24 protein-coding genes and 1 tRNA gene are annotated in these 25578 nt (G+C 71.2%); 12 read left to right on the top strand and 13 right to left on the bottom strand.

Features of this window, described 5'->3' with window-relative positions; genetic code table 11:
* Positions 1 to 33: 33 nt before the first annotated feature.
* The 3 genes from ACVKXF_RS16645 (at position 34) to ACVKXF_RS16655 (ending at position 3826) form a co-directional block, all read left to right on the top strand.
* Positions 34 to 489 carry a MaoC/PaaZ C-terminal domain-containing protein gene (locus tag ACVKXF_RS16645; RefSeq protein ID WP_123312120.1) on the top strand — a complete coding sequence of 152 codons (456 nt, stop codon included), beginning with the start codon at positions 34 to 36 and terminating at the stop codon, positions 487 to 489.
* A gap of 87 nt (positions 490 to 576) precedes the next feature.
* Complete coding sequence (locus tag ACVKXF_RS16650) at positions 577 to 2445, top strand: glycoside hydrolase family 2 TIM barrel-domain containing protein (protein ID WP_456796386.1); 1869 nt, start codon at positions 577 to 579, stop codon at positions 2443 to 2445.
* A 151-nt stretch (positions 2446 to 2596) separates the two neighbouring features.
* Positions 2597 to 3826 (top strand): hypothetical protein, encoded by a 1230-nt coding sequence (locus ACVKXF_RS16655; protein WP_456796387.1) that lies wholly within the window; start codon positions 2597 to 2599, stop codon positions 3824 to 3826.
* Between the two features lie 31 nt (positions 3827 to 3857).
* On the opposite strand, the gene ACVKXF_RS16660 is transcribed toward ACVKXF_RS16655, so the two are convergent.
* Positions 3858 to 4916, bottom strand: coding sequence for an amidase domain-containing protein (locus ACVKXF_RS16660; RefSeq protein ID WP_456796388.1), 1059 nt, complete (start codon positions 4914 to 4916; stop codon positions 3858 to 3860).
* 110 nt (positions 4917 to 5026) lie between these two features.
* Here ACVKXF_RS16660 and ACVKXF_RS16665 point away from each other — a divergent pair, with 110 nt between their 5' ends.
* Complete coding sequence (locus ACVKXF_RS16665; RefSeq protein ID WP_123312117.1) at positions 5027 to 5410, top strand: hypothetical protein; 384 nt, start codon at positions 5027 to 5029, stop codon at positions 5408 to 5410.
* A gap of 113 nt (positions 5411 to 5523) precedes the next feature.
* On the opposite strand, the gene ACVKXF_RS16670 is transcribed toward ACVKXF_RS16665, so the two are convergent.
* From ACVKXF_RS16670 to galU, 5 genes are all read right to left on the bottom strand, one after another.
* Positions 5524 to 7392, bottom strand: coding sequence for a hypothetical protein (locus ACVKXF_RS16670; protein ID WP_456796389.1), 1869 nt, complete (start codon positions 7390 to 7392; stop codon positions 5524 to 5526).
* A 177-nt stretch (positions 7393 to 7569) separates the two neighbouring features.
* Positions 7570 to 7645, bottom strand: a tRNA-Ala gene (locus tag ACVKXF_RS16675).
* Between the two features lie 69 nt (positions 7646 to 7714).
* On the bottom strand, positions 7715 to 8806 hold the full coding sequence (locus tag ACVKXF_RS16680) for a hypothetical protein (protein ID WP_456796390.1): 1092 nt from the start codon (positions 8804 to 8806) through the stop codon (positions 7715 to 7717).
* Positions 8807 to 8879: 73 nt separating this feature from the next.
* A complete protein-coding gene (locus tag ACVKXF_RS16685; protein WP_111086296.1) occupies positions 8880 to 9539 on the bottom strand; it encodes a GNAT family N-acetyltransferase in 660 nt (219 codons plus the stop codon).
* An 87-nt stretch (positions 9540 to 9626) separates the two neighbouring features.
* Positions 9627 to 10517 carry a UTP--glucose-1-phosphate uridylyltransferase GalU gene (galU, locus tag ACVKXF_RS16690; protein ID WP_123312114.1) on the bottom strand — a complete coding sequence of 297 codons (891 nt, stop codon included), beginning with the start codon at positions 10515 to 10517 and terminating at the stop codon, positions 9627 to 9629.
* A gap of 115 nt (positions 10518 to 10632) precedes the next feature.
* Here galU and ACVKXF_RS16695 point away from each other — a divergent pair, with 115 nt between their 5' ends.
* The 3 genes from ACVKXF_RS16695 to mscL all read left to right on the top strand — a co-directional run bounded on the left by ACVKXF_RS16695 (position 10633) and on the right by mscL (position 12078).
* The gene (locus ACVKXF_RS16695) at positions 10633 to 11217 is read left to right on the top strand and encodes a 5-formyltetrahydrofolate cyclo-ligase (protein WP_111086298.1); all 585 of its coding nucleotides are present in this window, start codon (positions 10633 to 10635) and stop codon (positions 11215 to 11217) included.
* 1 nt (position 11218) lies between these two features.
* Positions 11219 to 11503 (top strand): FmdB family zinc ribbon protein, encoded by a 285-nt coding sequence (locus ACVKXF_RS16700; protein ID WP_396289335.1) that lies wholly within the window; start codon positions 11219 to 11221, stop codon positions 11501 to 11503.
* Positions 11504 to 11574: 71 nt separating this feature from the next.
* Positions 11575 to 12078, top strand: a complete 504-nt coding sequence (gene mscL / locus ACVKXF_RS16705) for a large conductance mechanosensitive channel protein MscL (protein ID WP_340195547.1) — start codon at positions 11575 to 11577, stop codon at positions 12076 to 12078.
* A gap of 89 nt (positions 12079 to 12167) precedes the next feature.
* Here mscL and ACVKXF_RS16710 read toward each other — a convergent pair whose 3' ends face one another.
* Complete coding sequence (locus ACVKXF_RS16710) at positions 12168 to 12749, bottom strand: CDP-alcohol phosphatidyltransferase family protein (protein ID WP_456796391.1); 582 nt, start codon at positions 12747 to 12749, stop codon at positions 12168 to 12170.
* A 315-nt stretch (positions 12750 to 13064) separates the two neighbouring features.
* Positions 13065 to 16937, bottom strand: a complete 3873-nt coding sequence (locus ACVKXF_RS16715; RefSeq protein WP_456796392.1) for an AAA family ATPase — start codon at positions 16935 to 16937, stop codon at positions 13065 to 13067.
* 162 nt (positions 16938 to 17099) lie between these two features.
* Between ACVKXF_RS16715 and ACVKXF_RS16720 the strand changes: the two genes are divergently transcribed.
* The 4 genes from ACVKXF_RS16720 to ACVKXF_RS16735 all read left to right on the top strand — a co-directional run bounded on the left by ACVKXF_RS16720 (position 17100) and on the right by ACVKXF_RS16735 (position 20891).
* Positions 17100 to 17972 carry an HpcH/HpaI aldolase/citrate lyase family protein gene (locus tag ACVKXF_RS16720; protein WP_111086303.1) on the top strand — a complete coding sequence of 291 codons (873 nt, stop codon included), beginning with the start codon at positions 17100 to 17102 and terminating at the stop codon, positions 17970 to 17972.
* Between the two features lie 10 nt (positions 17973 to 17982).
* The gene (locus ACVKXF_RS16725) at positions 17983 to 18450 is read left to right on the top strand and encodes a DUF6264 family protein (RefSeq protein WP_456796393.1); all 468 of its coding nucleotides are present in this window, start codon (positions 17983 to 17985) and stop codon (positions 18448 to 18450) included.
* 255 nt (positions 18451 to 18705) lie between these two features.
* Positions 18706 to 19953, top strand: a complete 1248-nt coding sequence (locus ACVKXF_RS16730) for an FAD-dependent oxidoreductase (protein WP_456796394.1) — start codon at positions 18706 to 18708, stop codon at positions 19951 to 19953.
* A 59-nt stretch (positions 19954 to 20012) separates the two neighbouring features.
* On the top strand, positions 20013 to 20891 hold the full coding sequence (locus ACVKXF_RS16735; protein WP_123312106.1) for an aldo/keto reductase: 879 nt from the start codon (positions 20013 to 20015) through the stop codon (positions 20889 to 20891).
* A 77-nt stretch (positions 20892 to 20968) separates the two neighbouring features.
* On the opposite strand, the gene ACVKXF_RS16740 is transcribed toward ACVKXF_RS16735, so the two are convergent.
* Together ACVKXF_RS16740 and ACVKXF_RS16745 are read right to left on the bottom strand one after the other, a co-directional pair.
* The gene (locus ACVKXF_RS16740) at positions 20969 to 21427 is read right to left on the bottom strand and encodes a hypothetical protein (protein WP_456796395.1); all 459 of its coding nucleotides are present in this window, start codon (positions 21425 to 21427) and stop codon (positions 20969 to 20971) included.
* Positions 21427 to 21837: a hypothetical protein gene (locus ACVKXF_RS16745; protein ID WP_123312103.1), complete on the bottom strand. Its 411-nt coding sequence runs from the start codon at positions 21835 to 21837 to the stop codon at positions 21427 to 21429. The genes ACVKXF_RS16740 and ACVKXF_RS16745 overlap by 1 nt, the downstream gene beginning before the upstream one ends.
* Before the next feature lie 114 nt (positions 21838 to 21951).
* Between ACVKXF_RS16745 and ACVKXF_RS16750 the strand changes: the two genes are divergently transcribed.
* Positions 21952 to 22917 (top strand): NAD(P)H-quinone oxidoreductase, encoded by a 966-nt coding sequence (locus ACVKXF_RS16750; RefSeq protein WP_456796396.1) that lies wholly within the window; start codon positions 21952 to 21954, stop codon positions 22915 to 22917.
* On the opposite strand, the gene ACVKXF_RS16755 is transcribed toward ACVKXF_RS16750, so the two are convergent.
* Genes ACVKXF_RS16755 through ACVKXF_RS16765 form a run of 3 tightly spaced genes read right to left on the bottom strand, consistent with a single transcriptional unit; the run spans position 22914 to position 25391 of the window.
* Entirely contained in the window at positions 22914 to 23690 is a 777-nt protein-coding gene (locus ACVKXF_RS16755; RefSeq protein WP_456796397.1) for an amino acid ABC transporter ATP-binding protein, read from the bottom strand. The genes ACVKXF_RS16750 and ACVKXF_RS16755 overlap by 4 nt on opposite strands.
* Positions 23687 to 24565 (bottom strand): amino acid ABC transporter permease, encoded by an 879-nt coding sequence (locus tag ACVKXF_RS16760; RefSeq protein WP_123293349.1) that lies wholly within the window; start codon positions 24563 to 24565, stop codon positions 23687 to 23689. The genes ACVKXF_RS16755 and ACVKXF_RS16760 overlap by 4 nt, the downstream gene beginning before the upstream one ends.
* A 4-nt stretch (positions 24566 to 24569) precedes the next feature.
* The gene (locus tag ACVKXF_RS16765; RefSeq protein WP_456796398.1) at positions 24570 to 25391 is read right to left on the bottom strand and encodes an ABC transporter substrate-binding protein; all 822 of its coding nucleotides are present in this window, start codon (positions 25389 to 25391) and stop codon (positions 24570 to 24572) included.
* Between the last annotated feature and the right edge of the window lie 187 nt (positions 25392 to 25578).

The raw sequence follows: 25578 nt of genomic DNA on the forward strand, positions 1-25578 counted from the left end.
TGCTCGTCGGGCCGCTCTGCGAGAATCGCAGGCGTGCCCCACTACCTCGAGGACCTCGCCGCCGGACAGACCTTCACGACCCCGGGTCGCACGATCACCGAGGCGGACGTCGTGTCCTTCGCCTCGTGGACGAACGACAACAACCAGGTGCACACCGACGTGGAGTTCGCCGGCAAGACCCGGTACGGGCAGCGGATCGTGCACGGGCTGCTCGGCACCTCGCTCTGCCTGGGGCTGATCGCACGGACCGGGGTGTTCGAGGGGTCGGCCGTGGCACTGCTCGGGATCGACCAGTGGCGGTTCACCGCGCCGGTGTTCATCGGGGACACCGTGACCTGCGAGGTCGAGATCCTGTCGACACGCCTGACGAGCTCGGGGAAGACCGGCATCGTCGAGCGGACGGTCTCGCTGCGGAACCAGCGCGGCGACGTCGTGCAGCAGGGACGCATGGACGTGATGGTCCTGACGCGCGACGCCGCGATCGCCTGACACCGCTCCGGGCACCCGCCGGTTCCGTCGGGTGGCAAACGTTGCGACGCCCTTTACAACGATGTACCGGAGCGAGAGCATGGAGCCATGAGCACGCTCGACGGCACCGTGGCCGCACCTGACACCGCATCCGCTCCCGCACTCCCCCTCGCCTCGCGGCAGGACGGCACGTACCCCCGGCCGCAGATGCTCCGCGCCGCCTGGGCCGACCTCGACGGCACGTGGTCCTTCCGGAACGACGGCGACGACTCCGCCTGGAGCACCGGGTTCCCCGACGCCCGCGACATCGTCGTGCCGTTCCCGCCCGAGTCCGCAGCCTCGGGCATCGACGAGCCCGGCTTCCACCCCGTGGTCTGGTACTCCCGTGCGATCACCCGCGCCGACCTCGAGGCCGCCGGACACGGCACCGCCGCACCCCGACTCGTCCTGCACTTCGGCGCCGTCGACTACCGCGCCCGCGTCTGGATCGACGGCCAGTTCATCGGCGAGCACGAGGGCGGCCACACGCCGTTCTCGTTCGACGTGACGGACGCCCTCGCCACCGACCCCGACGCCGACGCCGTCCACACCCTGGTCGTCCGCGCCGAGGACAACCCGCACGACCTGACCCAGCCCCGCGGCAAGCAGGACTGGCACGAGGACCCGCACGCCATCTGGTACCGCCGCACCACCGGCATCTGGCAGACCGTCTGGATCGAGGCCGTGCCGACCGCCTCGATCGAGTCCCTGCGCTGGACCAACGTCGACCACGCCACCGTGCGCCTGACCGTCCGGATCGCGGGCGACCGCACCGGCGGCGAGCGCCTGCGCGTCGTCGCCCGGTGGGACGAGCGCGACGAGCACCTCGCCACCGTCGAGTCCACGCTCGGCGACACCTCGGACGAGTTCGACGTGGTCGTGCCGATCTCGCGGCAGACGAACGGGCAGGCCGAGGACGAACTGCACTGGACCCCGGACGCCCCGCGCCTGGTCGACGCCACGGTCTCGCTGCTCCCCCGCGCCGGCGCGACGCCGATCGACTCGGTCGCGTCCTACTTCGGGCTCCGCACCGTCGGGATCGACGGCGGCACCTTCCTGCTGAACGGCCGCAGCCACGACGTCCGCAGCGTGCTGAACCAGGGCTACTGGCCGGACTCGCACATCGCCGCACCGTCCCGCGAGGCACTGCGCCGCGAGGTCGAGCTCATCAAGGAGCTCGGCTTCAACGCCGCCCGCAACCACCAGAAGATCGAGGACCCCCGGTTCCTGTACTGGGCGGACCGGCTCGGCATCCTGGTCTGGGGCGAGGCCCCCGGCGCCTACGCCTTCTCGCCGCGGGCCGTCCAGCGCCTGATGCGCGAGTGGATGGACGCCGTCGAGCGCGACGCCTCACACCCGTCGATCGTCACCTGGGTGCCGGCGAACGAGAGCTGGGGCGTGCAGCACATCGCCACCGACCCCGCACAGCAGGCCTACGCCCGGGCACTCGCAGACGTCACGCGGGCGATCGACCCGACGCGTCCGGTGATCTCGAACGACGGGTGGGAACACACCAACTCCGACATCGTCACGGTCCACGACTACGAGGGCGACGGGCCGCGGCTCGCGGCGACCTACGCGGACGACACCGCACGGACCCGGCTCCTCGGTGGCATCGGCCCGGCAGATCGCCGCATCCTCGTCGGGGGTGCCGAGGACGAGGGCCAGCCCGTCATGCTCACCGAGTTCGGCGGCGTGAACTACCAGCCGGGCGTCCAGCGCGAGGACGGCTGGGGCTACACGTCAGCCAGCGACGGCGACGACTGGGTCACCCGCATCACGGCGCTGTACGACGCGATCCGGGCGAGCTCGTTCCTGGCCGGCTCCTGCTACACGCAGCTGACCGACACCATGCAGGAGACCAACGGTCTGCTCAACGCCGACCGCTCCCCGAAGGTGCCGATCGAGCAGATCCGTCGCGCGGTCACCGGTCGCTGACCGGGAGGCTCGCACTTCGTGAGCAGGAATGGTCGGGTCCGGCAGACGGACCCGACCATTGCTGCTCACGATGCCCGCAGATCGGCGCGCGGCCCGGCGCGCGGCCACCCGCCGGAGCGGGCACGGGCCCTGGTCTGGGAGGATCGGGCGGGTGACGAGCGTGGCGGAGACGAGCCTGGCCTCCCGGTCGGGGGTGCGCAGCCTGCTGACCGGGCCCCGCAGTGCGTGGACCGCGCCCCTGCTGATCTGGGCGGCATCACGGGTGGTGAGCACGCTGCTGCTCGCCACGGTGTTCGTGCTGGCGACCGCGAACGACTGGACGTTCGCGTCGTACCGCAAGGACCCGTCGTTCTTCACGTTCTCCGGATCGTGGGACGCCTCGTTCTACCGGACCATCGCGGAGCACGGGTACCCGGCCGTGCTCCCCCTCGACGACGCCGGCCACGTCCTGCCGAACGCCTGGGCGTTCCTGCCCGTGTTCCCCGCGATCGTCCGGGTCGTGATGACCATCACCGGAGCCTCGTTCTGGGTCGCCGGCGTGCTGGTGGCGACGATCGCGGGAGCCGGGGCCTGCGTGCTGCTGTACCGGCTCGTGCTCGCCGTGGGCTGCTCGCACCGGGCCCGCTGGGCCACCGCGCTCTTCGCGTTCGCGCCGACCGGGTTCCTGCTGCAGGTCGCGTACGCCGAGAGCCTGCTGCTCGTGCTGCTGTTCGGGGCGCTGCTGGCCCTGGTGCGGCGGCGGTACTGGCTGATCGCGCCGCTCGGGGTCGTCGCGGCGTTCACCAAGCCCGGAGTCCTCGCGCTCGCGGTGGCGCTGGCCGTGCACCTGGTCGTGCGGTGGGCGGAGTCCCGACGGTCCGCGCGACCCGCCGAGGTGTTCCCGTGGCGTGACCGCATCGCGATCGTGGTCTCCGGACTCGTCGTCGCGGCAGCGGGACTCGCGTGGCCGGTGATCGCCTCGGCGGTGACCGGGCGGCCGAACGCCTACCTGGACACCGAGCTGTCGTGGTGGGTGGGGTTCGTCGGGCGACGACACTTCGCCCCGCTGACGCCGTGGTTCACGATGGCCTCGACGTGGCTCGGGCCGCTCGGCATCGTGCTGGTCGTCGCGGTGCTCGCCGGCGCGGTGTGGTTCTTCTCGCGCAGGAGCACCCGGGCCCTGGGCACCGACGTGCTCGCGTTCACGGCGTCGTACGGGCTCTACCTGGTGGCGGTGTTCCTGCCGCAGCAGTCGTTGCCGCGGCTGCTCATGCCGATGGCGCCGTTGCTCGGGTCGGACGTGTTCGTGCGGACGCGGCGGCGGGCGGTGACGTGGCTCGTGGTCGGCGTGTGCCTGCAGCCGGTCGCGATCGTGCTGCTGTGGTTCCTCGGGTACCCCTGAGTAGCGGGCTGATGCAAGTCGGCCTGTCTGCCTACGCGTCGAAGGTGTGGAACCAGGCCGTCCCGCCCGGGTGCTGCACCGTGATCATCTCGTCGAGGTCGCGGTACGGGCCGTCCTGGTTGTGGCTCGCCGACTTGATGCGGATGGTGCCGTCGGACTCGGTGAAGACCTCGGACACGATGGTGGTGTGGTCCGGCGACCCGTTCGCGTTCCAGTCGTAGAAGACGATGTCGCCGACCTTGACCTTGTCGCGCTCGTCCGAGCTCCGACGCGTCAGCCCGAACTCCGCGGCGTTCGTCTCGAGCCACGGGTCCATCGTCGGGCAGTACGTCCACGTGGCGCTGTGCTCGGCACCGGCGGCCCGGTTATACCAGTCGGACCGCTGCTCCCAGCCGCGGGCGATGAGCGTCTGGCTGACGTAGTTCGCGCAGTCACCGCCGATCGGGTTCATGGTGCCGTACTCGGACAGGTTGTAGTCCTTCCAGTGCGCCATCGCGTACTGGAGCTGCCGGTCGACGTCGGTCAGCGCGGCGTAGGCCACCGACGACGTCGCGACAGCGGTGGACGCGTCGGGTACCGGGGCTGCCGTGGGTGCGGGCGTCGCCGTGGCCGAGTCCTGCGTCGCACCAGTCTGCCCGTCGTTCGCAGCACTGCCGTTGCCGTCCGACGACTGGTTGGCCGACGGGCTCGGCTCGATCGACTCGGTGAAGAGCGCGACGTCGGCGTCACCGGCGGTGTACATCGCCTGGTGCGGGGCCGTGAAGGTGACCTTCGACGCCGTGGCCGTGACGTCGCGAGCGGCGACCCCACCGACGGTGACGCCCTTGACCGCGGCGAGACCGGTCCCCGCGACGGTGATCGTGATGCCGCCGACGAGCGGGACCTGCGCGGGGCTGAGGGACTTCGCCACCGGCTTCGGGGTGGTCGTGCTCGTGCCGGCGTTGCCGTCCTCGGCGTTGTCGTTCTTGCCGCTGCTGCCGTTCTTCTTGCCGGCATCGTCGCTGCCGGACGAGCACGCGGCGACCGCGAGCCCGATCCCGGCGACACCGGCGAGGGACAGGAGGGCGCGACGGTTCATCGAGGCAGTCATGACACAGCCAGCGTAAGCGACACACCTGACGTTCCGGCACGGCATGATCGTCGTCGGGGGGCGAGCGTCCTCCGTGTCCGCACGGACGCCTTCGAGAGGATCAGCAGACCATGCCCGAGAGTCACGACTTCTTCGTCGCCACCGACCCCGAGACCGCTCGCGGCCAGGTCCGCTCGGCACTCGCCAACGAGGGCTACACGGTGGAGGACGCCGAGCAGGGCGCGCTCCGAGCCACCCGCGGCAGCCTGGGCCTCACGCTGCTCATCGGTGGCCTGGCGAACGACCGCACGTTCCACACCCGCCTGGACGTGCAGATCATGGTCACGCCGGACGGCCGCACCGTCGCACGGCTGCTGCGCGGCTCCGGCAAGTCCGCGATCAAGGGCGGTGCGCTCGGGGTCTCGCGCGGCAACCGTGCCTTCGAGCAGGCCGCGAACGCGATCCACACCGCGTTCGCGCAGGCGGGGGTGCTGACGGACAGCTTCGCGAGCTGACGCCGTCGCCGGCGCGCGGTGGCCGCTGGCGGTGGCACTGGCGCTGCCACGCGTTCTCCGACAGGACACGCGACGAACGACTCGTGGATCGTCGCGGACCGCGTGCGGGCTCGTCAGGAGCAGGACCAGTTGCGGTCGATCTCCGTCGAGCCGAACGGCGTCTTGTACTGGGTCATCGCGATCGGGCCACCGAGCAGCCGCGCGCCGGAGCACGCTGCCTGCGCCTGGTCGAGGCGGCCGTCACCGATCGCGATCCAGCTCGGCAGGGGCCGGAGCGGGCTCGTGGTCGGGACGGCGCCCATGATCGTGCGGAACTGGTACGAGGTCGAGTAGACGCCGATCTGCGTGACACCGCTGCGCTTCAGGGCCGCGACCATGCCCTCGAGCGCCACCCGGTTCTGACCGGTGTCGCTCAGGTGGGACAGGCCGGTCTCGACGTCGAGCCACCAGCGGTACTGCCCCGGGTTGGCGACGCCCCGGGTGTTCGCTGCTTCGTAGGCCCTGGCGTAGCCGTACATGTACGAGCACGCCGACGTCGTCTTCCAGGTCGGCTTCGCGCCGGACTGTGCCGTGCACGTGCCGTACGGGTTCGTCACGGGCTGCCCGTTCGGCGCGGCGTTCGACGTCGGCCAGACCGATGCCGCAGCCGCCCCGGGATTGGCGAACAGCGCGTAGACCTGCGTCTTCGGCTGTGCGGTACCGCCGGCGGACGCCGCCGCCCAGGACAGCTGCTGCTGCAGGCACGGGTTCGTGGTGTTGCCGAGGCTCGAGTTCACCCCGACGATGCCGAAGGACTGGTCGGTCGGCACGCTCTTGCCGCACTGCGGGTACGAGACGTCGACCCCCGTCCCCGACCCGCTGTTGCCGTTGAGGAAGTACCCCACGACGTCGACGTACACGGTGGCCCTGCCCGCAGACACCTTCGCCTGCACCTGCCCACCGGACGCCAGCGGCGCGATGAGCGCGTTGCCGATGGTCTGCCCCTTGGCGTAGACCTGCGTCGGCACACTCGAGGCGAGCCCGGCGCCGACGACGCGGAGCGATCCCCCGACGCTGCCGCCGCCGACCTTGGCGTTGATGACGGCCGCGGTCGCGTTGCGCGGGACGCCCGCGGTCCCGGCGACGGTCACCCTCGTGGCGGTGGTGCCCGCGGCGACGGTCGCGGCGCGGACCGGGTGTGCCGACACGAACACCGACCCGTTGGCGTTCGGCGCGTAGTACCCGACGACGTCGGCGAGCACGCGCGCGGACCCGGAGGAGACCTTGGCCTGGACGGCACCGCCGGACAGCCGGACCGTCGTCGTGTTCGCGACGGTGGTGCCCTTGGAGTACATGAGCGAGACGACGCCCGCGTTGTTGCCGGACGGGGTGAGGCGCAGCCGGCCGCTCGTCGCCGGACGGGACACGTCGGCCTGCAGCACGACGGCGGTGGCGTTCGACGGCACGCCCGCCTTGCCCGCGACGACGATGCGCTTCGCGCCCGTGGTCACGGTGCCGTTCAGCACGTTCGTCGGCGCGAGCGGTGCGTACGTCGATCCGGTGGCGCTGGTGCCGTACCAGCCGGCGACGTCGAGCGCGACGGTCGCCTTGCCGGCCGAGACCTTCACCTGGGCCTTGCCGCCGGTGAGTCCGACCGTGGTGGTGCCCGAGATCGGTTGCGCCCTGGCGAAGTTCTGGATGGCGGGGCTCGCGGTGCTGCCGAACGGGGCGACGCTCACGTACGCCGCCGCACTCGGCGAGGTCACGGTCGCGGTCAGCACGACCGCGGTCGCGTTCGACGGGATGCCGTTCCGGCCGCCGAGCGTGACGGTCGTCAGCTTGCTCGTCGCGGTACCGGACCAGGCTCGCGCCGGCGCCACGGGCGTGAACCGCCCGGTGGCCGGCGCTGCGGCGGAGGCCGGCGCCACCGGGGCGACCACGAGCAGCCCGGCAGTGACGGCGAGCACCGTCCCGATCGATGCGATGGCAGTCCTGAAGCGCACGTGTTCCCCCGTTCCCCGCGCCCCGTCGGCGCACCGGGAGTCTAGGACGATGCGCTCAGCAACACACCACCCCTGTCCGCGAACTGTGCATGACGACACAGTGACGCGAGCCTGTGGAACACACCGAACGCAGAACGGCCCGGAACCTGTTGGTTCCGGGCCGGATCGGCTTTGTCTTGGTGGAGCTAAGGGGATTCGAACCCCTGACCTTCTCATTGCGAACGAGACGCGCTACCAACTGCGCCATAGCCCCAAGTGCTCGACCACACTAGCACCACCGTTCGGCCGAACCGAAATCGTGGCCAGTCGGGCGAGCCGCGACTCAGACCGCGCGGCGCCGACGCATGATCGCGTCGAGGTCGGCCTGCTGATACGCGTCGTCGTCCAGGACACCCATGCCGGCCCACTTGCTCGGCGGACCCGTGGGCGTGGTCGGCTCGTCAGGCGTCTCGGCGACGAGCTCCGGGACGGCGGGAGCACGCAGCCCCAGCCGCTCGGCGAGACGCCCCTGGTCGTGCGCCGACAGCGACGCCGCCGCCTCTTCGAGCTCCGGACGCATCCGGGACACGGTGGCGAGCGACGGATCGGACTCCCCCGCACTGATCGCCGCGGCTTCGGCGTCCGCCTCGGCCTTGGCCTCGGCGACGCGCTCCTTGAGTCGCGCGGCGAGCTCGGCGGACGACTCCGGCGTGGCAGCGGGCGCCGTCGGACGCTCCACGTACAGCGGCTTCGGCACCCGGTTCGGGGTCCAGCTGCGGTCCTGCGCGGGTTCTGCGGACTGCTCGGTGGTCAGCGGCGGCGCCGGGTCCGTCCACGTGGTCGTGGGCCGGGAGGCACGGCTCGCGCCCGCCTCGGCCGCCGCGACACGGGTCTTCCGCGCCGTCGCCACCTGGTGCAGCTGGGCGAGGACCGCTGCGGACCCACCCGCGGCGAGGAGCCCGGCGACGCCGACGAGCCACAGGGCCGGTGCCGCGACGAAGACGACGAGCGCGACGACGACGCCGAGCGTGCCGAACAGGGTGGCTCCGAGGCGGGAGCGGCGCATGCGCATCGCGGTCAGGGCGGGCACCGACGACGCACGCTCGAGGACCGGGGCCTGCTCGGCGAGGCGGCGGGTGATCTCCCGCTGGCGCGCGGCTTCGTGGGCGCGGACGATGGCGGTGCGCTTGGCTTCTTCGGACCGGGCGACACGCTGCGCCTCGGCCAGGGACTTCGCGTTCATCTCGACACGGACCTCGTCGGGGAGCTCGGCGGTCTGCGCCAGGATCCGCAGGGTCTGCTGCAGCCGGATCGCGTTGCGTTCGGTGGCCAGGTACTGGCGTCGGGCGGCCCACGACGGCATCAGGTAGACGAGCCAGAGGACGGCCGCGACGAGCAGGACGATGCCGCCACCCCACGAGCCGATTCCTGCCATGCGAACACGGTAGGGGCGGGGGTATCCCCGTCGCGTGATTGCGGAACGCGTGTTGCGCGTGTCGCGGCGGAATCTACAGCCGGGGCGTGGTGGTGATCGGCAGCGCCGCTTCGTCACGGGCGGCGAGCGGTACGGCGCCGAGTCCGGGCGGCACCTGTCCACGGACCCACCGCTCGAGGACGCCCTCACGGACCTCTTCGGCCACGAGCGCGAAGCAGAAGTGGTCGCGCCAGTCGCCGTTGATGTGGATGTACCGGCGACGCAGCCCTTCGTACCGGAAGCCCAGCTTCTCGACGACGCGCAGGGACGGGGCGTTCTCGGGGCGGATGCAGATCTCGATGCGGTGCACGCCGACGGCGCGGAAGCAGTGGTCGACGGCGAGTGCGACCGAGATCGGGGTCACGTTGTGTCCGGCGGCGTCCTCGACGACCCAGTACCCGATCGAGGCACTGGCCAGCGACCCGTAGGTGATGCCGGAGACGTTCAGCTGCCCGACGAACCGGCCGTCGAGCTCCATCGCGAACGGCAGTCCGAGTCCCGCGCGGGCGTTGGCCTGGAGCGCGCGGATGCTGCCGCGGACATCGGTGGAGACGTGTCCTGAGGGGTTCGTGGCCTCCCAGGTGCGGAGCCACGATCGGTTCGACGCGAGTGCGAGGTCGAGGTCGCGCGTGTCACGGAGCCGGAGGGGCCGGATGGTGACCCGCCCGTGGGACAGGGTCGGGATCGTCGTCATCGCTTGGTTCCTCCGGGATCCCGCCGCTGTGCGGGACGGGGTGTCCCGCCCGGGTCCGTGTGCACGGGCCCGGGCGGGATGGCCGACTCATTCGCCCGCGTTGAACTCCTTCAGCCACGACTTGAGGTCGGGGCCGAGGTCATCGCGGTCCGAGGCGAGCTGCACGATCGCCTTGATGTAGTCGAGTTTGTCACCGGTGTCGTACCGGCGTCCACGGAACACGACGCCGTACACGCCGCCGGTCCACTCTTCGGCGCTCGCCATCTTCATGAGCGCGTCGGTGAGCTGGATCTCGCCGCCCTTGCCGGGCTCCTGCTTCTCGAGGACGTCGAAGACCTCGGGGCGGATGACGTAGCGGCCGATGATGGCCAGGTTCGAGGGCGCCTCGCCCTGCGGGGGCTTCTCGACGAGCCCGGTGATCTTCACGACGTCGTCGGTGTCGGTCGGCTCGACCGTGGCGATGCCGTACAGGTGGGTCTGCGACTCGGGGACCTCGAGCAACGCCACGATCGTGGCGTTCTTCTCACCCTGGACCTCGATCATGCGCTTGAGCAGCGGGTCGCGGGCGTCGATGATGTCGTCGCCGAGGAGCACGGCGAACGGCTCGCGGCCGACGTGCATCTTCGCGCGGAGCACCGCGTGGCCGAGGCCGAGCGGGTCGCCCTGACGCACGTAGTGCATGTCGGCGAGGTCCGTCGACTGGTTGACCTTCTGCAGCTTCTCGTGGTCACCCTTCTTCTTGAGGGTCTCCTCGAGCTCCGACACGTGGTCGAAGTGGTTCTCGAGTGCGTTCTTGTTGCGGCCCGTGATCATCAGGACGTCGGTGAGTCCTGCGCCGACGGCCTCTTCCACCACGTACTGGATGGCTGGCTTGTCGACGACGGGGAGCATCTCCTTCGGCATCGCCTTGGTCGCGGGGAGGAAGCGAGTGCCCAGCCCTGCCGCTGGGATCACCGCCTTGGAAATCTGGAAGCCCATGCCCCAGACCGTATCCGATCCGGGTTTCCGGGGCATGTCATCGCTACAGGGGACACGGCATCAGCGCGTTTCCCGGCGGGAAGCCGCAACGGATGCCCTCGGTAGACTCCTGCGCATGATCGCCGATCTCGGGAACGAGAAGCGCGCCCTGCGAGCCGAACTCCGGCAGCGGCGGCGCACCCGGACCACGACGGAACGCGACGCGGACAGCGCGGCGCTCACCGCCACCCTGCAGCGCTTCGCCGAGGAGCGCCAGGTCACCTCGCTGGCGCTGTACCTGTCGGCGTCCGACGAGCCGAACGTCCGCCCCTTCCTGAACTGGGCGTTCGCGCACGACATCCGCGTGCTGCTGCCGGTCACGCGTGAGGACGGCCTGCTCGACTGGGCGGTCGGCGACGGTGAGAGCGAGACCGAGGGGATCTTCGGCATGCCGGAGGTCGTGGGCGAGGTCCTGTCCCCGCTCGCCATCAACGACGTCGACGCGATCCTCGCCCCCGCGGCGGCGGTCGGGCACGACGGCGTCCGGATGGGATGGGGTCGCGGCTACTACGACAAGACCCTCGGGTCCATGGCGAAGCGCCCGCCCGTCTATGCTGTGATCTTCGACGCGGAGTACCTCGACGAGGTCCCGCGCGAACCCCACGACGAACCCGTCGACGGCATCATCACCCCGTCGCGCATCATCACGTTCCGGAGCTGACGTGCCCACCTACTCGTACCGTTGCACCGAGTGCGACAACGCGTTCGACATCAAGCAGTCGTTCTCCGACGCCACCCTGACCGAGTGCCCGGTGTGCGGCGGTGTCCTGCGCAAGGTGTTCTCCCCCGTCGGTGTGACGTTCAACGGCGGCGGCTTCTACCGCACCGACTCCCGCCCGACGCCGAAGTCGGAGGGCTCGTCGAGCACGCCGGCGAAGTCGGAGACGAAGGCCACCCCCGCGAAGACCGAGTCGAAGCCGAGCACGCCGAAGCCCAGCGCGTCGTGACCACCAGGACTCCTCGCCGATAGGTTGATGGAGTCGCCGTCCGGCGGCTGTCCTCGACCGGAAGGAGTCCCGTGAAGGGCTTCAAGGAGTTCCTGCTCCGCGGCAACGTCATCGACCTGGCCGTCGCAGTCGTCATCGGTGCGGCGTTCACCGCCATCGTGACCGTCATCGTGAACGCGATCATCAACCCGGCGATCGGCGCGGTGTTCAACGCGTCGAGCCTCGACGACGCGCTCAAGGTCGACATCCCGACCGTGGCCGGCGGCAAGCCGGCGACGCTCATGTTCGGTGCGGTGATCGGCGCGGTCATCAACTTCGTGATCGTCGCCGCCGTCGTCTACTTCGCCCTCGTCGTACCGGTCAACCACCTGAAGAAGGTGGCGTTCGAGCGCGTCAAGAACGACGAGGAGCAGACCCCGCAGGACGTGCCCCCGACCGACGTCGAGGTGCTGCTCGAGATCCGCGACCTGCTCCGCTCCCAGAACGGTGTCTCGACGAGCACCGGGACCGGCGCCCACATCGCCCCGTCGAACGCTCCCGAGGGACCCGGCATCGGCGGCTCGACGAAGCTCTAGCAGCGCACCGGAACCAGGTTCCGGACACGACACCACGGAGATCCGCGGTGCTGTGTCCGGAACCTGGTTTCGTTCGGGGCGGGTGGCCGTCAGGCGGTGACGCGGCGGCGCTTCGCGAACATCGCGACGGCGTACTGCGCGCCGGCGAGCACGTGGCCCACGGTGCCGAGGTAGACGAAGACCAGGGCGACGACCCGCACCCACGGCGCGTTCTCGTCGACGGCGTGCACGGCCGAGAAGAGCAGCACCGGCAGGCCCACGAAGAGCAGTGCGGAACGGATCTTGCCCGTCCACGTGACGTCGAGGTCCGGGTTGCCGCGGAACAGCACGCTCGACAGCACGACGAGCACGAGGTCGACGAGCACCACGACGGCGACGACCCACCACGGCAGCAGTCCGGTCAGCACGAGCGACAGCACGATCGCGATGATGGCGAGGCGGTCGGCGACGGGATCGATCGCCTTGCCGAGCTTCGAGCCCTGGTCGAACTTGCGCGCGATGAAGCCGTCCGCCCAGTCGCTCACCCCGATGACGACGAGTACGACGAGCGCCCAGCCCGGGTGTCCGGCGACGACGAGCCACACGAACACCGGGATCAGCAGCAGCCGGACCAGCGAGATCAGGTTCGGCCAGGTCTGCCAGTCGGGGCGCTGCCGTACGGTGTCAGTCATCGCAGGACAGGCTACCGGTTCACCAGTGGGGCGGGACGTCGCGCCGGAGCTGGTCGTCGTTCTCCCCGTCGCGGTGTCGCGCCGGTTCCGGCGGCGGTGCCGGGTCGTAGCCCGGCACCGGCTGGGTGGTGACGCGCCTGCGGCGCCGCACCGGGCCTCCCGACAGATCGTCCATCTCGCGTCCGGTCGACGCTGCTGGACCGGGAGGCGCGGCCGACGATGCGTCGTCGGCTCGCGTCCACGTGCCCACCAGCTGGTCCGTCTCCGGCGTCACCGGACCGGCGGGCCGGGAGGCCCGCCGACTCGGCCGGTCGGTCATCGGCGAGCGGGAATCGGCGGGATCGAGATCTCCTGCGTGGCACCACGGTCGACACCGAGCACGGCGGCGACGGTGTTCGCGACGCGGTCCGGGTCGGAGAACAGCTGGAACGCGTGCACTCGCACGTAGTGCCAGCCGAGTCGGCGCAGGACCTCGGGGCGCAGGCGCAGGGACTCGCGCAACGAGCCCTTGACGAGCGACGCGTCGGTCTCGATCGTGACGCAGACCCCGCCGTGCGCGGCCACCAGGCCGAGCTTGCCGCGGTGCCCGAGCGCGACCGGGATGCCACGCATCTCGAGGCGGCGGGCCAGGTCCACGAGCAGCGGGTCGGAGTCGTCCGGCACGTACTCGGCGGTGGTGCGCGCACGCACCTCGGCCAGGATCTCGGCGAGGGCGACGGTGCCGTGGCCCATCCGCTCGGCCTCGATGTCGGACGGCTGGAAGCACGTCACGATCACCATCGAGCGGCGCGCACGGGTCATCGCGACCGCGAGCAGCCGCTCGCCGCCGGGCTTGCCGAGCGGACCGAAGTCGCGCAGGACGCGGCCGTGCGGGGTGCGGCCGTAGCCGATGGAGAACACGACGCGGTCGCGGCTCTGCGCCACAGACTGCTCGAGCGTCGCCACGATGAACGGCTCGGCGCGGTCGCCGATGACGAACTCGGTCAGGTCCTTGTGGCCCTGTGCCGCGGTCAGCACGGCCTGCTCGACGCGCACGGCGTGCTTCGCCGAGGCGGTGATGACCATGAGCGACTCGCTCGGGCGGGTTCGGGCGTGGTCGATGACGAGTCGGACCACGCGGTCCACCTCGGCGTCGACGCTCTCGACGGCGCCGGACTCGGGGTCCGGGACGGCCTTGCCGTCGCTGACGTAGTCGAGCGCGATCGAGCCGTGGCCGAGGAACGATCCGGCCCACGGGAGCGACTCGATCTTGCCGCCGTAGAAGCGACGGTTCACGAGCTCGGCCAGGTCCTCGCCGCCGGCACGGTACGACCGCGAGAGCGACAGGGTCGGCAGCAGGGTGGAGAGCTTCGCCAGGGCGGAGTCGGCGTGGAAGGCGTCGAGGGTGCCCTCGTCGACCTGCAGCGCACGGTGCTCGGGGTCGACGGCGATGCGGAACGGCGACGGCGTCTGCGTGACCGGGTCACCGAAGACGACGGTCTGGCGCGCACGACGGACGGCCCCGACGGTCTCGGCGATCGTCACGGCTCCGGCGTCGACCAGGATCACGGTGTCGAACGGCATCGTGTCGGCGATCTGCGACACCTCGTACGGGCTCGCGAGCCACACGGGCGCGATGGACCGGGACAGGTGCGGTGCGGAGTCCTGGAGCAGCCGCGAGGTGATCGCACCCTCGCGCAGCTGGGTCTTCAGCGCCGTGGCCTCTTCCGGCCAGTCGACGAGTCCGACCTTCCAGTTCTCGGCGAGCTGCCACGCGAGGCCCTGGGAGACCCCTGCCGCGTGGGCGTCGTCGACGAGGCGGAAGTCGGCCTCGACCCGGTCGAGCATGTCGGTGTTCGCGCCGAGCAGCGCCCGGTCGGACTCGAGCATGGTCTCGAGCGCGGACTGCCACCAGGCGAGCTCGAGCTCGGCCGGCACCTGCAGGTCCGGCACGTGCCGGTTCGCCAGGTCGGTGATGAGCGGCTCGAGCTGCAGGTCGCGCAGGGTCTGCATGAGCTCGGTGCGCTCCTGCAGGTTGTGCAGGACGTCGGACTCAGCGGCGAGCTCGGCGATGGTGGGGACGAGCTGGTCGACCGGGGTGTTCGCGAGCTGACGGTCGCGCTCGGTCCGGCCGAGCGGCTCGTCGAGGCGCGCGAGGTCCTCGGCGACGTTCGAGAACAGCACCTGCACGTCCGCGATGCCCGTGGGCACCTCGGGGTTCACGCCGGCGGCGACGTAGCGCTGCCAGAGCACGCGCTGCTGCTGCACCCGGGTCAGGGCCTCGTGCAGGTCGGAGACGTGCACGCCGGGGCGGACGTACTCGCGAGCGAGCTTCTTCAGGCGACGACGGTTCGTCGAGGACATCGGGGCGCCCTCGCCACGCGGGGCCGTGGCGGCGACGAGCTCCGACACCGAGCGGTCGAAGACCATCGGCAGGAAGCGGTCGAGGGTGTCACGGATCTCGGTGAGCAGGCGCAGGTAGATGCCGAGCTCGTTGATCGTCGTGAACTGGCGCATGTGCGTCGTGGCGACGAGGTCGTGCGCACGGCGGAGGAGCGTCGGCAGCCCCTCGGAGTCGAGGTCCTTCGCGATGCGGTGGGCGCGCTGGGCGCCGTCGCTGGTGGAGAACTTCGCGCCGTACCAGGGCGAGTCGTCGGGGCCGTAGCGGAACTCGCCGAGGTTGGCCGCGCTGACCATCGTCTCGGCGACGCGCGAGCGCCCCTCGACCATGGACGCCACGGACTGCTTCGACAGCCGCGCGGTCGTCGACGGTGGGACGGGCAGGAGCGACAGCCGCGAGAGCTCGACCAGGCAGTCGAGCACCGAGACGCCGAAGTCGGCGTCCTTGCGGGTGAGCGAACCGCGGTAGTCCTTCAGGACCTTGCGGAGCCGGACCAGGGCGTCGTCGACCTCGCGGAGGTTCGGACGTGCGGCCTTCTCGTTCCGGGCGATGGCACGGACGACGTCACGGCGCAGGGTCGAGGGCGTGACCGCGACGCCGGGCAGCTGCACCTCGCCGAAGCGGGCCGCGATGCCCCGCAGGGTCGCACGGCGCGGGCTCACCACGAGGACGCGCTTGTTCGCGGCGACCAGGCCACCCAGGGCGTTCACGATCGTCTGGGTGCCGCCGGTGCCGGGCAGGGTCTTCACGACGATGGAGTTGCCGGCCGCGATCTGCGCGATCACGTTCTCCTGCTCGTCGTCGGCGTCGAGCAGCAGGGTGTCGGTCTCCGGGCTGCGCTCGTCCGACGGCGTCTGCTCGACCGGGTGGTAGGACTGCTCGACCTGCCACTTGGCGCTCGGGTTGCCGGCGAGGGCGTCCAGCACCGGGTGGGACAGGTCGCCGGTGTCCTCGACCATGCCGGTCGCGACCTCGGCGAACGTGGAGACCACGAGCCGGGCGTGCACCGAGAAGCCGGGGATGTGCGCGGTCAGGCCGCGCAGTCGGTCGATGACGGGGTTCGGGGTGAACGAGCCGTCCTGCTGGGCGAGCGCCACGAAGGACTGCGCGTCGAGGATGACGCCGAACTGTTCGTGCAGGGCGTCGGCGAGACCCGGGTTGAGCACGGGCTCGCCGAGGAGCCGGACCTCGAAGTCACGGCCGTGGCGGCGGATCGCCAGCGGGCGCAGGAGCACCGGGCCGCGGAACTGCTCGTCGCCGTGCTTCCAGTCGGCCATGCCGATGCCGAGCTTGACGGCGTCGATGCCGCGCACCGTCGCGAGCTCGGTGCCCTTCGCCTCGACCTGGCCGGCGGCGACACGGGCGGCACGGAGGGCCACCTCGTCGCGGATCAGGCTGGACAGCAGGGTGGTCTTGCCGGTGATGAACTGGGCGAGGCCGCCCGGGTGCGTCGTCGACAGCTCGATGCGGGCGCGGGGGTGGTCGCTGAAGTGGGTGAGCGGGCTCGTGCCGCCGACGCCCGTGAGCTGGCCGCGCCAGCCGTCCCACGTCGGTTCCGCCGCGTTGCCCGCCTGCAGCCGGGGGTCGCCGAGGCTGATCGCCTGCGGGCTGGTCAGCTGCAGTTCCGGGCGGAGCGTACGGTCCGGTTCGTCGTCGGTCCGGTCCTCGTCCACGTCCTGCTGCTCGTCTCGGTCGTCTCGCTCATCGCGGTCGTCTCGCTCATCGCGGTCGTCTCGCTCGTCGTCGGGGCGCGCGGGGGCACCCTCGACGGGGACGTCGTCGTTCACGTCGTCCTCACCGTCGGTCACCCTGTCCGCTCGCCACACATCCGACACTGTAGGCGGGAACGCGCGCCCTCTCTGGCAATGAACCGAGGTTTCGGGGTTTCCGGCCGACGCGGCACCCGCCAGACCGGCCGCGTCGCACGGCCGATGGGACGCCCGTGGCGTCCGATGTGGTACCAACGGGGCATGGCCATCGACGACCGCACCACCCCGTCCGCCCCCACGCCGAACCGGCGTCGATCGGTCCCCGCCGAGATCTCCCGCTCGTGGCTGCTCGTCTCCGGTACCGCGACCGACCGGTTCGAGAAGTCCCAGCGGTCCCGCGCCGACCAGATCATCCTGGACATCGAGGACGCCGTCGACCCCGCCGCCAAGCCCTCGGCGCGGCAGGGCGTCGCCGCGTGGCTGGCCGGTGGCGGCGAGGCCTGGGTGCGGATCAACGACGTCACGACCGACTTCTGGGCCGACGACGTCGAGGAGCTCCGCGGCCTGCCCGGGCTGCAGGGCGTGATGCTCGCGAAGACCGAGTCCCCGGCGCAGGTCACCGACACGTGGCACCGGCTCGGCGGCCAGACCCCGGTGATCGCGCTGGTCGAGTCGGCGCTCGGCATCGAGGAGTCCGTCTCGATCGCGCGGGCGCAGGGTGCGTTCCGGCTGGCGTTCGGCTCCGGCGACTACCGCCGCGACACCGGCACGAGCGCCGACACCCTGGCGATGGCGTACCCGCGGTCGAAGCTCGTCGTCGCGTCGCGCGTCGGCGACCTGCCCGGCCCGATCGACGGCCCGACGGTGGGGTCGTCGCACCCGATCCTGCGCGAGCAGTCCCAGGTCGCGGTCTCGCTCGGCCTGACCGGCAAGCTGTGCCTGGACACCGAGCAGTTGCCCGTCATCAACGAGGTCATCTCCCCCACGCCGACCGACGTCGCCTGGGCGCAGGACTTCCTCGACGACTTCGAGGCCCGTGGCAAGGTCATCCGCGACGGATCCGACCTGCCGCGCCTGGGTCGGGCGCAGAAGATCCAGCGACTCGCACAGGCGTTCGGCGTGGAAGCGCGGTAGGACTGCTCCCATGACCTGGTCCAACGTCCCCGGCGGTCCGCCGCAGTCCTCGCCCGGCTCCCAGGACCCGCAGCGCGCGGCCTGGGAGCGCGGTGGCACCACGCTGTTCCCGCCCGCGAAGCTCGCCGACCGGATCTCGACCGTGCTGCTGCTGGCCTTCGGTGCGGTCATGACGATCGTCACCGCCGTCGTCGGCATCATCGCGGTCATCTCGGCGACCGCGACGTGCGACGCCTCGGCCGGGTGTACCCCCGGCGGCTACATCGGCGGTACGGCCATCGCGGTCGGTGGTGCGTTCGTGATCGGGGTCGCCACGATCGTGCTCGCGATCGGCGCGTGGATCCGCCGGAAGTCGTCGTGGTGGATCGCCGCGATCGGCTTCGTGCTCGCGATCGGCGTGATCGCGTGGGGCGGGGTCGTCTTCGCGAACGCGGCCGACGGCGAGACCGCGTCGTCGTCGGTGTCCGCGAGCGCCTAGCGCCGACGCGCACCGCGCTGGTCCTGCCGGACCGACTCCGAACGACACGATCGAGGTCGTACGACAACGAGTTCGTCGTTCGTTGCGACCGCCGCCAGTTGCGCGCGCGCAGCGACGACATCGTCGATGTCGTACGACGTCGACCATGTCGCACCGCGTCACGTCGCGCGGGCAGACGCGACCGGGCGCCGGACGGGAGGCCCGTGGCGGACACGGCCCCGGGCCTCCCGTCCGACACGGCGTAGCGTCCAGGGCATGGTGACGGTGTCGCGGACGACGGTCGCGGTGGTCGGCGGCGGCCCCGCCGGGGTCGTCCTCGGGCTGCTGCTCGCACGGGCCGGCATCGACGTGCGCGTCATCGAGCAGCACGACGACTTCAACCGGGACTTCCGGGGCGACACCGTGCACGCCTCGACGATCCGGCTGCTCGACGAGCTCGGCCTCGGCGAGCGCTTCCGGGCGCTGCCGCAGTCTCGGCTCGACGACTTCTCCCTGCCGATGCCCGACGGGTCGCGGCTGCTGCTCGGCGACTTCTCGCGGCTCGAGCCCCCGTACGACCACGTGGCGATGGTGCCGCAGTGGGACCTGCTCGACCTGCTCGTCACCGCTGCCCGGCAGGAACCGTCGTTCGACATCGCGATGGGCCTCACGGCGACCGGACTCATCGAGGAGAACGGCGTCGTCACCGGGGTGCACCTGCGCCGGCGCGACGGCAGTGGGGACGCCGAGGAACTCCAGGCCGACGTCGTGATCGCGTGCGACGGACGGAACTCGGTCCTGCGTCGGGCCGCGGGGTTCGTGCCGCGGGCGTTCCCGGTGCCGTTCGACACCTGGTGGTTCCGGCTGCCCCGGCGTCCGGGAGACGCGGCGAGCGCCCTGACGCCGGCGTTCTCCGACCGGGACGTGCTGCTGAGCTTCCCGCGGCCCGACTACCACCAGGTCGCGTACTTCGCCCCGAAGGGTTCGGACGCTGCACTGCGGGCCGAGGGCGTCGGCGCCTTCCGGGCGCGGGTGGCCCGGCTCCGTCCGGACTTCGCCGACCGGGTCGACGCGATCGGCTCGATGGACGACGTGCACGTGCTCGACGTCCGGATGGACCGGTTGCGGCGGTGGTGGCGGCCGGGTCTGCTGTGCATCGGAGACGCGGCCCACGCGATGTCGCCCGCGGGTGGGGTGGGGATCAACCTGGCGGTGCAGGACGCCGTGGCGACCGCCGCGATCCTGGTGCCGGCGCTCCGGCACGGGCGGAGCGGTCCGGCGCTGAACCCTGCGCTGGCCGCGGTGCAGCGCCGTCGGAGGCCACCGGCCGTGGTCGTCCAGTCGGCGCAGGCCGTACTGCACCGCGTCGTCTTCGAGCGGGCGTTCGCGGGGCAGCTGCGGAACGGGCCACCGCTGCTGCCCGTGCTGCTCGCCCGGTACGTGCCGCCGTCGCGGGGCCTCTACGCCCGGGGCATCGCCTTCGGCCCGCTGCCGGAGCACGCGCCGGGCTGGGCGCGGCGCTGAGCCGGGGACGAGCGACGCACCCTGGGCGTGACCGTGCGCCCCCGGCGCATGCTGGGCGCATGAAGCAACGAGTCATCGGAGACGTGTCGGTCAGTGCCATCGGTCTGGGCGGGATGCCCATGTCGATCGAGGGGCGCCCCGACGAACGACAGTCCATCGCGACCATCCACGCCGCGCTCGAGAACGGTGTCACGCTCATCGACACCGCGGACGCGTACCACCTGGCCGCCCACGACGAGGTGGGGCACAACGAGGAGCTCATCGCCCGGGCCGTGCGGGAGTTCCACGGCGACACCGAGTCGATCCTCATCGCCACGAAGGGCGGACACCTGCGACCGGAGGCCGGCGCATGGGCGCAGAACGGCCACCCGGAGTACCTGAAGCAGGCGGCGAAGGCCTCGGCGAAGCGCCTCGGCGTCGAGGCGATCGGCCTGTACCAGTTCCACCGTCCGGACCCCGCGGTCCCCTACGCCGAGTCCGTCGGAGCACTCGGTGAGCTGCTCGACGAGGGGGTCATCCGGATGGCCGGCATCTCGAACGCCGACCCCGACCAGATCCGGACGGCGAACGAGGTCCTCGACGGACGGCTGGCCTCGGTGCAGAACCAGTTCTCGCCGAAGTTCCGGTCGAGCGAGCCGGAACTCGAGCTCTGCGACGAGCTCGGGATCGCGTTCCTGCCGTGGAGCCCGCTGGGCGGCATCGCGAACGCCGCGGATCTCGGCACCGCCTACGAGGACTTCGCGTACATCGCGCGGGACCGTGGCGTCACACCGCAGGTGATCGCGCTCGCATGGGAGCTGCAGAAGAGCGACGTGGTCGTCCCGATCCCCGGGGCGTCGCGCCCGCAGTCGATCCTCAACTCGCTGACCGCACCGACCGTGAAGCTGCGGCCGGAGGACGTCGCGCGACTCGACGCATCGCAGCCGGCCGCCGTCTGAGCCGTCCCCGGCACGACGACGCCCCGCGGTTCCGGTCGGAGCTGCGGGGCGTCGTCGTGTGGAGATGTGGTGTCCGACTAGTTGCTCGGGCAGACCGCCGAGACCTCGTTCAGTGAGGACTGCACGTCGGTCTGGGCGTCCTTCGCCTCGGCGGAGTCGGCCGAGCCGCTGGAGGTGAGCGCCGAGGCGTACTCCTTCGCGTCCTCGGTGAAGTCCTCGAAGGCGTCGTGGACGTCGTCGTTCGTGACCTTCGGCAGCGCAGCGTCGAGGCGGTCGGTGAACTCCCCGACCAGCTTCGCGCGCGCCGCGGGGTCCGCCGGCGCCGAGGACGACGTCTGCTCGGCGATGAACGACTTGAGCTCGTTCTCGACCAGGGCGCACGCCTCGGCCTTCGTCTGCGCGGGCGCAGCGGCCGAGGTCTTCGACGGAGCAGACGTGTCCGCCGAGTCGCCGTCGTCCGACGACCCGCCGGAGCAGCCCGCCAGCAGCGCCACGGCGACGAGCGCCGTGGTCACCGCGGTGAGGGTGCGGCGCATCAGGAGTTGCACTCCTTCTGGAAGGCGTTGCCGGCATCCTGCACCTTGGTGCTGGACTTCGTGAGCGCCGAGACGTCGGCCGACTGCGGGTCGTCAGCGATGTCCTCGATCTGGTCGACGAGGTCACCGTAGGCGTCCTCGAACGCCTCGCCCTTGTCCTGCAGGTCGTCGTCGGACAGGTCGTCGACGCCGTCGGAGATCTTCTCGTCGAGCTCCTTGAGCTTCGTGACGGCGGCGTCCGGGTCGGACTGCAGGTTCGCGGCCTCGGACTGCACGCCCTCGGCGGCGGACTTGACCGTCTTCTCGAACTGGGTGCACTGCTCGGCCTTCGACGGCCCGGTCGAACAACCGGCGAGCAGGGTGAGCGCGAGGCCGGCGGTGGCGAGCGCGATGAACTTGTTCTTCGGCATGGTGGAGAGTCCCCCTCGATCGGTCCACACTCCCCCGGATGAGGTGCAGATCCGTCATCGAGCGTACATGGGGCACTCACAGGATGACCGGCCGCCCGGCGTACCGTCGAGGGCATGCGCGCCATCACCTTCGACGACACCACCATGTCCGTGACCGACCTGCCCGACCCGGTGCCCGCCGCGGGCGAGGTGCTCATCGAGGTCGCCGCCGCCGGTGTGAACAACGCCGACCTGCAGCAGCGCGCGGGGAACTACCCGCCGCCGCCCGGCGCTTCGGAGATCCTGGGGCTCGAGGTCTCCGGCACCGTCCGGGCCCTCGGCGACGGGGTGACCTCGGTGGCCGTCGGCGACCGCGTGTGCGCCCTGCTGTCCGGCGGCGGCTACGCCTCGCTCGTCGTGGCTCCTGCGACGCAGGTGCTGCCGGTCCCCGACTCGGTCGACCTGGTCGAGGCTGCTGGCCTGCCCGAGGCCGCCTGCACCGTGTACTCGAACATCGGCATGCTCGCCGGACTCCGCCCTGGGCAGACCCTGCTCGTGCACGGCGGCACAGGCGGCATGGGCTCCCACGCCGTGCTGTGGGCGAAGGCGCTGGGCGCGACGGTGATCGCCACGAGCGGCGGCGACCGCAAGGTCCAGGCGTCGCGGGACCTCGGTGCCGACCTGGTCGTCGACCACCGCTCCGAGGACTTCGTCGAACGCGTCCTGGCGTTCACGGACGGCGTCGGGGTCGACGTGGTGCTCGACGTGGTCGGGCCGGCCTACCTGGGGCGGAACCTGCAGGCCCTCGCGCCCAACGGGCACATCGCCGTCATCGCCTCGGGCAGCGGCAGCACCGCCGAGCTCGACCTCGGTGCCCTGATGCGGAAGCGGGCGTCGATCAGCGGCACGACCCTGCGCGCCCGCCCGCTCGCCGAGAAGGCCGCCATCGTCGCCGCCGTCCGCGAGCACGTCTGGCCCTTCGTCGCCGACGGCAGCGTCCGACCGGTCATCGACACCGTCCTGCCCCTGGCCGAGGTCGAGGAGGCGCACCGGAAGGTCCGCGACGGCGAGGTCGTCGGGAAGGTGCTGCTGACGCCCTAGGCGTGGACGCGGGAGAGGAACTCGATGAGCGCCGGGTGCTGCGGTGCGTCGAGGACCTCGGCGGGGACACCCTGCTCGACGACCTCGCCCCGGTGCAGGAACACGATCCGGTCGGCGACGTTCCGTGCGAAGTGCATCTCGTGCGTGGTCATCAGGATCGTCGTGCCCTGCCGCTTCAGTTCGGTGACCAGGTCGAGCACCTCGCCGACGAGCTGGGGGTCGAGTGCGCTCGTGACCTCGTCGAGCAGCAGGAGCTCGGGGTCGGACGCGATGGCCCGGACGATCGCGACGCGCTGCTGCTGCCCGCCGGAGAGCCGGTCCGGGTAGGCGTCGGCGAACTCCGCCAGCCCGATGCGCTCGAGCAGCCGACGCGCGGTCGCCTCGGCCTGCGCCCGCCCGACGCCGTGCACCTGGCGCGAGGCGAGCGTCACGTTGTCGAGCACGGTCATGTGCGGGAACAGGTTGAACTGCTGGAAGACCACGCCGATGCGGGCGCGGACACCGTCGACGGCGATGCGGGGATCGGCGATGTCCGTGCCCTGCAGCAGGATCTCGCCGTCGTCGATGCCCTCGAGCAGGTTCACCGTCTTGAGCAGGGTCGACTTGCCCGAGCCGGACGCGCCGATGACGCAGATGACCTCGTGGCGGTGCAGCGTCAGGTCGATGCCGCGCAGGACCTCGTGCTCGCCGAAGGCCTTGCGCACCCCACGCAGTTCGAGGACCGCAGCGTCCGCACCCGACGCACCACGGGCCTCCTGGCCGACCTCGCTCATACGGTCCCTCCGATCTGCTCGCGCCGCTGCTGGCGGCGTGCGATCGCGTCCGTGACGCGGATCAGCGGCAGGCTGATCACCACGAACAGCAGTCCCGCGACGAAGTACGGCGTGAAGTTGTAGGTCTCCGCCTGGGCGATCTGCGCCGACCGGACCGCGTCGACGGCGCCGAGGATCGAGACCAGGCCGACGTCCTTCTGCATCGAGACAAAGTCGTTCATCAGCGCCGGTGTGACCTTGCGGATCGCCTGCGGCAGCACCACGAGCCGCAGGGTCTTCGCGTGCGACAGTCCGAGCGACCGGGCGGCGAGACGCTGCGACGGGTGCACGGCCTCCATGCCGGCACGCAGGACCTCGGCGATGTACGACGAGTACGTCAGGACGATCGCGATGGTGCCCCAGACCTCGGCGGGCAGCCGCGGGAACACCCCGAGCCCGGGGATCCCGTAGCCGACCAGGTACAGCACGATGATGAGCGGCAGGCCGCGGAACAGGTCCGTGTAGCCGGTCGCCAGCATCCGCAGCGGGAAGAACACCGGGTTCCGCAGGCCCCGCACCACCGCGAGCAGGGTGCCGAACACCGCGACGCCGATGGCGCTGAAGAACAGGATGCGGACGTTCAGCCAGAGGCCCAGCAGGATGTCCGGGAACGTGTCGATCGCGGTCTGCGGATCGAAGAACGACTGCTGGACCGCTGCCCAGCCCGGGGTGTTCACGACGCCGAAGTAGGCGATCGCGATCACCACGAGCGTCGACACCACCGACACCACGATCGACCGGCGTCCGCGCTGCCGGCGGTAGAGCCGCCGCTCGGCCTCGACCTGGCTCGGCGCGGCTGCGGCGACCGGGGTCCCGGCGCCTGCTGGCACGGTCATGCGGTTACTTCAGGACCGGGGTGTTGGTCTCCGAGGAGAGCCACTTGGTCTGCAGGTCCTCGAGCGTGCCGTCGTCCGTCAGCGACTTGAGTGCCTTGTCCACCTTGCCCGTGAGCTCCGAGCCCTTCGGCAGGACGAAGCCGAACTGGTCACCCTTGCCGTCGGACGGGAACTGCGCCGACACCGTGCCGTCGTCGAGCTGCGCTGCCGCCATGTAGAACGCCGTCGGCAGGTCGGTGACGATCGCATCGATCTGACCCGACTTCAGTGCGAGGACGGCGTCGTCGTTCGAGTTGAAGACCTGCGGGGTGATCCCGAGCACGCTCTTCACGCTCGCGATCGACGTGGACCCGGTGGCGACACCGATCGCGTCCTGCTTGAGGGCGGCGATGCTCGTGTCGTCGACGGCCTTCGAGGTGCTGGTCGTCACCACGGCCTGCGTCGTCGTGTAGTACGCGCTCGACATGTCGACGGCCTTCTTGCGCTTGGCGTCGATGGAGAACTGCTGGACGTTGAGGTCCCAGTCCTTCGGGCCCGGAGCGATCGCGCTGTCGAAGGTGCTGCGCTTCCAGACGACGTCGGACTTGCCGTAGCCCATCTCCTTCGCGACCGCGTAGGCCACGGCGGACTCGAAGCCCTTGCCGGACTCCGGCTTGTTGTCCTCGATCCACGGCGAGTACGCCGGCTCACCGGTGGCGATCGTCAGCTTGCCGTCGGTGACGGTGCCGTCGTCGTTGCTGCCGCTGCCGGCGGCGCACGACGTCAGGGCGAGGGCGGTGACCGCGGCTGTTGCGACGGCGAGGGTGAGGCGGAGGGATCGGGTCACGGTCGGGCCTTCGTGCGAGGGGGTGGGGGCAGGTCGAAGTGTACTTCGCGGTGGGATACCAACGCGACTCCGGGCGCTCCTCGCGACCCGGACGCCCTCCCATGCCGTCCCGGCGTTCACGAGGCGGAAGGTCACGGCAACGACTCCTCGGCGGGCCAGAAGACAGGTTGCCCGGATCACCGTTGCC

Source organism: Curtobacterium sp. PvP017 (assembly GCF_054060195.1).

What these genes read in the sequence shown, in the direction of transcription:
- ACVKXF_RS16680 (WP_456796390.1), bottom strand. Translation starts at nt 8,806, where the DNA reads ATGGCAGGAATCGGCTCGTGGGGTGGCGGCATCGTCCTGCTCGTCGCG.
- ACVKXF_RS16710 (WP_456796391.1), bottom strand. Translation starts at nt 12,749, where the DNA reads ATGACTGACACCGTACGGCAGCGCCCCGACTGGCAGACCTGGCCGAAC.
- galU (WP_123312114.1), bottom strand. Translation starts at nt 10,517, where the DNA reads ATGGGCTTCCAGATTTCCAAGGCGGTGATCCCAGCGGCAGGGCTGGGC.
- ACVKXF_RS16650 (WP_456796386.1), top strand. Translation starts at nt 577, where the DNA reads ATGAGCACGCTCGACGGCACCGTGGCCGCACCTGACACCGCATCCGCT.
- ACVKXF_RS16660 (WP_456796388.1), bottom strand. Translation starts at nt 4,916, where the DNA reads ATGACTGCCTCGATGAACCGTCGCGCCCTCCTGTCCCTCGCCGGTGTC.
- ACVKXF_RS16740 (WP_456796395.1), bottom strand. Translation starts at nt 21,427, where the DNA reads ATGCGCCGCACCCTCACCGCGGTGACCACGGCGCTCGTCGCCGTGGCG.
- ACVKXF_RS16720 (WP_111086303.1), top strand. Translation starts at nt 17,100, where the DNA reads ATGGCCATCGACGACCGCACCACCCCGTCCGCCCCCACGCCGAACCGG.
- ACVKXF_RS16695 (WP_111086298.1), top strand. Translation starts at nt 10,633, where the DNA reads ATGATCGCCGATCTCGGGAACGAGAAGCGCGCCCTGCGAGCCGAACTC.
- ACVKXF_RS16760 (WP_123293349.1), bottom strand. Translation starts at nt 24,565, where the DNA reads ATGACCGTGCCAGCAGGCGCCGGGACCCCGGTCGCCGCAGCCGCGCCG.
- ACVKXF_RS16665 (WP_123312117.1), top strand. Translation starts at nt 5,027, where the DNA reads ATGCCCGAGAGTCACGACTTCTTCGTCGCCACCGACCCCGAGACCGCT.
- ACVKXF_RS16725 (WP_456796393.1), top strand. Translation starts at nt 17,983, where the DNA reads ATGACCTGGTCCAACGTCCCCGGCGGTCCGCCGCAGTCCTCGCCCGGC.
- ACVKXF_RS16745 (WP_123312103.1), bottom strand. Translation starts at nt 21,837, where the DNA reads ATGCCGAAGAACAAGTTCATCGCGCTCGCCACCGCCGGCCTCGCGCTC.
- ACVKXF_RS16685 (WP_111086296.1), bottom strand. Translation starts at nt 9,539, where the DNA reads ATGACGACGATCCCGACCCTGTCCCACGGGCGGGTCACCATCCGGCCC.
- ACVKXF_RS16750 (WP_456796396.1), top strand. Translation starts at nt 21,952, where the DNA reads ATGCGCGCCATCACCTTCGACGACACCACCATGTCCGTGACCGACCTG.
- ACVKXF_RS16735 (WP_123312106.1), top strand. Translation starts at nt 20,013, where the DNA reads ATGAAGCAACGAGTCATCGGAGACGTGTCGGTCAGTGCCATCGGTCTG.
- ACVKXF_RS16730 (WP_456796394.1), top strand. Translation starts at nt 18,706, where the DNA reads ATGGTGACGGTGTCGCGGACGACGGTCGCGGTGGTCGGCGGCGGCCCC.
- ACVKXF_RS16755 (WP_456796397.1), bottom strand. Translation starts at nt 23,690, where the DNA reads ATGAGCGAGGTCGGCCAGGAGGCCCGTGGTGCGTCGGGTGCGGACGCT.